The following is a 7,500-nucleotide window of genomic DNA, read 5'->3' on the forward strand; positions in this document are numbered from 1 at the left end:
TAGGCAAATCCGCTTATCGTAAAGGCTGAGCTGTGATGGGGAAGCTCCTTATGGAGCGAAGTCTTTGATTCCCCGCTGCCAAGAAAAGCTTCTAGCGAGATAAAAGGTGCCTGTACCGCAAACCGACACAGGTAGGCGAGGAGAGAATCCTAAGGTGTGCGAGAGAACTCTGGTTAAGGAACTCGGCAAAATGACCCCGTAACTTCGGGAGAAGGGGTGCTTTCTTAACGGAAAGCCGCAGTGAATAGGCCCAAGCGACTGTTTAGCAAAAACACAGCTCTCTGCGAAGCCGTAAGGCGAAGTATAGGGGGTGACACCTGCCCGGTGCTGGAAGGTTAAGGAGAGGGGTTAGCGTAAGCGAAGCTCTGAACTGAAGCCCCAGTAAACGGCGGCCGTAACTATAACGGTCCTAAGGTAGCGAAATTCCTTGTCGGGTAAGTTCCGACCCGCACGAAAGGTGTAACGATTTGGGCACTGTCTCAACCAGAGACTCGGTGAAATTATAGTACCTGTGAAGATGCAGGTTACCCGCGACAGGACGGAAAGACCCCGTGGAGCTTTACTGTAGCCTGATATTGAATTTTGGTACAGTTTGTACAGGATAGGCGGGAGCCATTGAAACCGGAGCGCTAGCTTCGGTGGAGGCGCTGGTGGGATACCGCCCTGACTGTATTGAAATTCTAACCTACGGGTCTTATCGACCCGGGAGACAGTGTCAGGTGGGCAGTTTGACTGGGGCGGTCGCCTCCTAAAGTGTAACGGAGGCGCCCAAAGGTTCCCTCAGAATGGTTGGAAATCATTCGTAGAGTGCAAAGGCATAAGGGAGCTTGACTGCGAGACCTACAAGTCGAGCAGGGACGAAAGTCGGGCTTAGTGATCCGGTGGTTCCGCATGGAAGGGCCATCGCTCAACGGATAAAAGCTACCCCGGGGATAACAGGCTTATCTCCCCCAAGAGTCCACATCGACGGGGAGGTTTGGCACCTCGATGTCGGCTCATCGCATCCTGGGGCTGTAGTCGGTCCCAAGGGTTGGGCTGTTCGCCCATTAAAGCGGTACGCGAGCTGGGTTCAGAACGTCGTGAGACAGTTCGGTCCCTATCCGTCGTGGGCGTAGGAAATTTGAGAGGAGCTGTCCTTAGTACGAGAGGACCGGGATGGACGCACCGCTGGTGTACCAGTTGTTCTGCCAAGGGCATAGCTGGGTAGCTATGTGCGGAAGGGATAAGTGCTGAAAGCATCTAAGCATGAAGCCCCCCTCAAGATGAGATTTCCCATAGCGTAAGCTAGTAAGATCCCTGAAAGATGATCAGGTTGATAGGTTCGAGGTGGAAGCATGGTGACATGTGGAGCTGACGAATACTAATAGATCGAGGACTTAACCATATAATATGTAGCAATGTTATCTAGTTTTGAAGGAATATGCCTTCATAGTTTGGTGATGATGGCAGAGAGGTCACACCCGTTCCCATACCGAACACGGAAGTTAAGCTCTCTAGCGCCGATGGTAGTTGGGACCTTGTCCCTGTGAGAGTAGGACGTCGCCAAGCAACTTTAAGACGAGTCAGAATGACTCGTCTTTTTTGTGTTTTATAAAAATAAGAATGGCTGGTAAATCTCAGTTTATTAAAATTTCACTTTATTGTTCACATCAACAAGTTCAAAACGCTCACAGACGAGTAACATATCTTCAGAGAAATTAAGACCAAGCTCATTTAGTTCCTTTGTAAAAAAACGAACATGGGTGTCTCTCCAGTAATTATAAGTACGATCTCCTTCGCCTTCAGCGATAGCGAATTCTTCGCTTACTTCATTCATTGGTGTTACAGTTACTTCTATTGTCTTAATAATAGCTACAGGTTCATCATTACTATTGAGTATAATACTATAATCAATAGTAGTCGGTAGTGATTCATGTTCTAATTCATAAAAAATGTGACCGGAGCATGTAGCGGTTTTAATACCGTCAATTACTAGTTGTGCAAGATAATTAGGGGCATCCCCAAATTGCCAAGCTGTAACAGATTCTGGTTTTTTGTTGTTTCCCCAATAAGTATCCCAATATGTTTGTGCTAATTGATTCATTTTTATCGTTACCTCACTCTAATTCATATTTAGTCTCTTTATAATTCCTAGGAAATTTACTTACTTATTTAGTATGTCTTTGTACTCATTTAAAAGTTGTAGCGGTGTGTTGCAAATTAAAAAGATACTATGTGGAGTGAATATAGTTTGTAAATATGTTCTGTACATATATGGAATCTTTAATTTTCCAATTGCATTTTATGATAAAGGATGTAGTTACTTAAAGAACGTTCAGAGTATGAATGGTAGTTTATTATCACTATGCCATATTGAAGTGAGTAATACTAGAGTTAAAATAGATGAAAAAACTGATATTCTAAATTGAATATCAGTTTAATAATATGTGACTTATATGCATCTATAGCAATACGAAAAGCGTAAATAAGATAGCCAACAAAATACGATAGTACGCAAAAGGTTTTAAACCTATCTTCTCTAAAAGCTTTAAAAAAGTTACTACCGCTAGCATCGCTACTATAAAAGAGGTAATGAATCCTACCGCAAACATAGGGATGTCATCGACACTTAAATACTTCCAACTTTTTAGTAAGTCTAAGCCTGTAGCCCCAATCATTACAGGAAGAGCTATTAGAAAAGAGAATTCAGATGCAGTCTTATAATTTACTTTTGCTAATAGACCTCCAGAGATAGTAGAGCCAGCTCTAGAGAAGCCAGGGTATACTGCTAAGCACTGAAATAATCCGATTGTTAAAGCTTGGCGGTATGTTAAATCGTCCAGTGAATAGGCTGCTGCCTCTTTCTTTTTTACTTCTGCAAAGAGCATAAGAATTGCACCTGCTACAAGTCCAATCACAACAGTGTATGGCTGGAATAAGTATGTTTTAATAATATCATGTAGTAGCAAACCAGCAACCACTGCCGGAAATACGCCAAGAAATACATGGAACGCGTTGAATTTTTTTTCTTTCTGTAGAAGAGGCTTAATATTACATAAAGAAACGAGACGTTTATGATATAAAATTGCAATGGCTAAAATTGCGCCTAGCTGAATAACAATTTCAAACGTTTTCGCTCTTTCTCCCTCAAAGCCTAATAAATGCCCGACTAATATAAGATGGCCAGTAGAGGATATAGGTAAAAATTCAGCTAATCCTTCTACAATACCGAGTATGAAGGCAATAATGATATCGCTCATAGTTTCACTCCTACAAATTAATGAATGTCTACTTTTTTAAAATAGAATAGTGTTGCAATAAATCCGGAAATTGTCGTTACTGCAATGATGATATAAGAATACTCTGGTGGATATGTCGGTTGTAATTCGTTATTTGCGATATCTAGAGTAGCGGTCCACGGAAATAAATCTTTATGCTTGGAGTTTACGAGCATAAGATTAGTCATTGTAATAATGACTGTTAATATAATGGGCGGTACATAGCTCTTCATTACAAGAGTTAGTAGCACAATAGGTGAAGACAATAGAAAGAGAAGTCCACCACATATTAAAAATTCTAGGAAAGAACCTAAAAGTAAAGAAATGTTAAAGCCAGGGAAGTTCCCCAATAGCCCTAATATTAAAGTAAGTGCCCAAGCGACTAAAGTTAGCATCATAATCCAAAGAAAGAGAATGATGAATTTACTTATAATAAAGCTAATGCGCGACACGGGGATAGTTAGTAAATTTTTCAGTGTATCTTCTGCATATTCGCGGGTAAGCAAATATGCAACCACTACTCCATATAAGGGGAATCCTATAACTAAAGTAGTATATAAGTTAACGTCAGTGAATAATTGATGGAACCAAATAGTTGGAGTAGGCTGTTTTGTTTTTATATGTATATAAGAGGCTACTACAACTAAGAAAGGTGCGACACCAGCACCAATAATGCTAATTAAAAACATATTAGAGCGTTTTAGTTTTAAGAGTTCTGTATAGAGTAGATTAACCAATTGTTCCACCTCCAACTAGTTTGGTGAAATAATCTTCTAGTCTATCTTCGCTTATCATCATTTTTAATACTTCAACATCATTAAGAACGAACGTTCTGTTTATGTATCCTTGTTGTCCAAAATGAGAGTAAATACGAATATTTCCTTCATCATGTACTTCATAATCAAAAATTTGAAGATGATTTTCTAATAACATCACAGCTTTATCGTCATTATTCACTTGAAACTCTATGTACTTACGGTTTGCTTTGCGCAGCGTATCAAGAGAAACCTCTTCTAGTAACTTTCCTTCATGAATAATTCCGATACGATCGACCAACTGTTCTATCTCGGCTAATATGTGACTAGAAATGAGTATTGTTATATTTCTTTCTTGAGCTAAAGAATGAATAAGTTTTCGCATTTCTTTAATACCAATAGGGTCTAGTCCGTTAGTTGGTTCATCTAATATGAGTAGCTCAGGATAATGGAGAAGAGCGCGTGCAATTCCTAAGCGTTGCTTCATTCCTAAAGAATACTTTCCTACTAACTTTTTTGTCTCATGCTGCAAGCCTACTATTTCTAATGCTTCTTCGATAGCATTCTTTTTGTGAACCCCAATTATCTTTGCATTAATTAGTAGGTTTTCTTTTGCAGTTAAGTTTTCATAAAATCCTGGAACTTCAACTATAGAACCAATTCTGCTTAAAATATCTTTTTGATTTTGGAATAAGTTCTCTCCGAATATTTCAATCGTTCCGCTTGTAGGTTTTATAAGACTAAGCAGCATACGAATGGTTGTTGTTTTACCAGCACCGTTGCGGCCTATGAAGCCATAAATCTCTCCTTGTTGAACATTAATATTTAAATTATCTACTGATTTTTGATTGCCATATACTTTAGTAAGGTTAGTCGTTTTTATAATTGTATTTATAGGAGACACCTGCTTTCTATAAGTTCTTACTTACATCATAAAAAGGAAGGCTTAACTGCATATTAATCATTTCTTAACTATTTCTTAAAAGTATTGTGTTTTGGAACAGAAAAGCCAAAAGTAGTTCGTTTCCATGGAGTACTTTCAACCCATATATGCCCACCATTTTTTTCAACGAGTGCTTTAGAAATAGAGAGTCCGAGACCGCTACCACCAAATGAAGAGTTTCTTGATTGTTCGCTTCGGTACATTCGCTCAAATATGTTTTGTAAATCATGTTGTGGAATACCAGGGCCTTGATCCCAAATATGAAGTTTGTATTCTGCATCAGCTTCTAGCAGTTCGACTCCTATTGTTTTCCCATCCTTTCCGTAATAAATTGCATTTTTCATTAAATTACCGATAATCCGCATAATGCTTAGATGATCTGCGATGATAGGACAAGTAGACTCTGGTATGAGAATTTGCAGTTCGATGTTATGTTTTGAGAGCTCAGGTAAAAATTCAATCAAAACTTCTCTAGTAACTTCAGAAAAGTCGAGTTCTTCTTCTTTTAGTGGAAATTCATTAGCGTCTAGCTTCGCCATATTGAATATTTCATCAACTAGGTGCTTTAAGTTATTTGATTTCATGTAGAGTACTTTAAGATATTCTTGTTTTTCTATTTCAGAAGCAGCAACTCCGTCTTTCAAAGCATCTATATATCCGATAATGGAGGTGAGTGGTGTTCGTATATCGTGGGAGATACTAGACAAAAGTTGTTTTCTGGATTCCTCGGATCTTTTGGCTTCAATCTGAACCTGCTCTAATTTAGCAATTAGCTCGTTTATTGAAAAAACGATATTATGTAATGAGTGGTCATTGCTTGTGAATAATCTCGTTTGTAAGTTTCCTTTTAGTACACGACTTAATTTAGTATCCATTGCTTTACGATGTTGAATGAATTGTATTCTTGAAAAGAAGAGATAAATTGTAATTAAGATAAGGATAATAAATAAAGACATTTTTAATCTTGGGCCCATTTGTATGTTTAAAATCCCGCAAATGATAAGTTGTAATGAAATAAGGAAGAGGGTTTTATCAGTCTTCAAGCTTTTCACCTACAAACTTATAACCAATTCCCCATATAGTCTGAATGAATTTTGGATTGGAAGGGTCAATTTCTATTTTCTTTCTAAGTTTTCGAATATGTACCATAACGGTATTGTCATCTTCTATATAATTATCGTCCCACACATTTCGGAAGAGCTGTGTTTTTGTAAATACTTGCCCTGGGTTTGAAGTAAAGAATTTTAACAGTTCCAATTCTTTTCCGGTTAAGCTAATTTCTTCTTTGTTTGTATGAACTGTGTATGTATTTAAATTGATAGTTAGTCCTTTAAAAGATAAAGTTGTTTTTTCTTGAGCAGTATTGTTACTTCCGAGAACTAAAAAACGCCGCATAAGAGCTTTTACTCGTGCAATTACTTCGTGAATGCTGAAAGGTTTCGTAATATAATCATCAGCACCAATGCTTAAACCTAAAATTTTATCAACTTCGTGATCTTTAGCTGTGAGCATTAATATAGGTACGTTAGTTTTATCTCTAAGTTTTTTACATACCTCGATTCCATCTATTTTGGGCATCATAAGATCTAATATAACGAGGTTATATTTATTTTGATTAAATAAATGCAAGGCTTCTTCGCCGTTGATTGCAGTGTCTACCATGTATAATTCTCGTTCTAAATATATTTTTAATAAATTTCGGATTTCTTTATCGTCGTCTGCTATAAGGATACGTATATCTTTCATATCTTCACCTGCTTCTAATAGAGTTTTATTGATAGTACAATAACTCTCTAATTATATACTAGTATTTGTTAAAATAAGGTTGCTAGTTTTGTTGGAGGAAAACGTCCACACAAGTTAAGTCTAGAGTTCAAATTAACTTGAATATATTTGGAAAAATAAATTAAAGAGAAGCAGAAGGTGTGCTCCGATAATGAAATCCTATAGAGACGTATCTAGCTAAAAGAGCATAAAAATATTAAATTGAAATTCTTTATAAAAAGGTGTTGACGATTATACTTTAGAGGTGTAATATAGAACAAGTCGCCGATGACATTAACATCGCAAGCGACAAACGAAATGAAAAACTTAGTTGACATTGAAAGATGAAAATGTTAACATAAGGAAGTCGCAAATGAGCGACCAAGTAGTTCTTTGAAAACTGAACGAAACAAACAACGTGAAACGTCAATTTTTATTTTAGATGCTAGACAAACTAACTTTATTGGAGAGTTTGATCCTGGCTCAGGATGAACGCTGGCGGCGTGCCTAATACATGCAAGTCGAGCGAATGGATTAAGAGCTTGCTCTTATGAAGTTAGCGGCGGACGGGTGAGTAACACGTGGGTAACCTGCCCATAAGACTGGGATAACTCCGGGAAACCGGGGCTAATACCGGATAATATTTTGAACCGCATGGTTCGAAATTGAAAGGCGGCTTCGGCTGTCACTTATGGATGGACCCGCGTCGCATTAGCTAGTTGGTGAGGTAACGGCTCACCAAGGCAACGATGCGTAGCCGACCTGAGAGGGTGATCGGCCA

Annotated in this window: 6 protein-coding genes and 3 rRNA genes (2 of these 9 cut by a window edge); 3 read left to right on the top strand and 6 right to left on the bottom strand. The window is 38.1% G+C overall.

Going from position 1 to position 7,500, the window contains the following annotated elements; genetic code table 11:
• Both NST27_RS01510 and rrf read left to right on the top strand, forming a co-directional pair.
• Nucleotides 1–1,384: ribosomal RNA gene (locus tag NST27_RS01510) — 23S ribosomal RNA — on the top strand; it begins 1,538 nt to the left of the window's first position.
• Nucleotides 1,385–1,432: 48 nt separating this feature from the next.
• Nucleotides 1,433–1,548, top strand: a 5S ribosomal RNA gene (rrf, locus tag NST27_RS01515).
• Nucleotides 1,549–1,624: 76 nt separating this feature from the next.
• Here rrf and NST27_RS01520 read toward each other — a convergent pair.
• The 6 genes from NST27_RS01520 to NST27_RS01545 all read right to left on the bottom strand — a co-directional run bounded on the left by NST27_RS01520 (nt 1,625) and on the right by NST27_RS01545 (nt 6,701).
• On the bottom strand, nt 1,625–2,083 hold the full coding sequence (locus tag NST27_RS01520; RefSeq protein ID WP_001072418.1) for an ASCH domain-containing protein: 459 nt from the start codon (nt 2,081–2,083) through the stop codon (nt 1,625–1,627).
• Nucleotides 2,084–2,441: 358 nt separating this feature from the next.
• Entirely contained in the window at nt 2,442–3,239 is a 798-nt protein-coding gene (uppP, locus tag NST27_RS01525) for an undecaprenyl-diphosphate phosphatase UppP (RefSeq protein ID WP_001279960.1), read from the bottom strand.
• A gap of 17 nt (nt 3,240–3,256) precedes the next feature.
• Entirely contained in the window at nt 3,257–3,994 is a 738-nt protein-coding gene (locus NST27_RS01530; RefSeq protein ID WP_000247716.1) for an ABC transporter permease, read from the bottom strand.
• Nucleotides 3,987–4,916: an ABC transporter ATP-binding protein gene (locus tag NST27_RS01535; RefSeq protein WP_000074579.1), complete on the bottom strand. Its 930-nt coding sequence runs from the start codon at nt 4,914–4,916 to the stop codon at nt 3,987–3,989. The genes NST27_RS01530 and NST27_RS01535 overlap by 8 nt, the downstream gene beginning before the upstream one ends.
• 68 nt (nt 4,917–4,984) lie before the next feature.
• Nucleotides 4,985–5,998: a sensor histidine kinase gene (locus NST27_RS01540; protein ID WP_000845336.1), complete on the bottom strand. Its 1,014-nt coding sequence runs from the start codon at nt 5,996–5,998 to the stop codon at nt 4,985–4,987.
• A complete protein-coding gene (locus tag NST27_RS01545; protein WP_000651991.1) occupies nt 5,988–6,701 on the bottom strand; it encodes a response regulator transcription factor in 714 nt (237 codons plus the stop codon). The genes NST27_RS01540 and NST27_RS01545 overlap by 11 nt, the downstream gene beginning before the upstream one ends.
• Nucleotides 6,702–7,179: 478 nt before the next feature.
• Between NST27_RS01545 and NST27_RS01550 the strand changes: the two genes are divergently transcribed.
• A 16S ribosomal RNA gene (locus NST27_RS01550) occupies nt 7,180–7,500 on the top strand; it runs 1,231 nt beyond the window's last position.

The sequence above is a fragment of the Bacillus sp. FSL W8-0770 genome (assembly GCF_038008705.1).
Taxonomy (GTDB): domain Bacteria; phylum Bacillota; class Bacilli; order Bacillales; family Bacillaceae_G; genus Bacillus_A; species Bacillus_A cereus.

Bases quoted from the DNA above. Each gene is read 5' to 3' on its own strand.
- NST27_RS01520 (WP_001072418.1), bottom strand. From the start codon at position 2,083: ATGAATCAATTAGCACAAACATATTGGGATACTTATTGGGGAAACAAC.
- uppP (WP_001279960.1), bottom strand. From the start codon at position 3,239: ATGAGCGATATCATTATTGCCTTCATACTCGGTATTGTAGAAGGATTA.
- NST27_RS01545 (WP_000651991.1), bottom strand. From the start codon at position 6,701: ATGAAAGATATACGTATCCTTATAGCAGACGACGATAAAGAAATCCGA.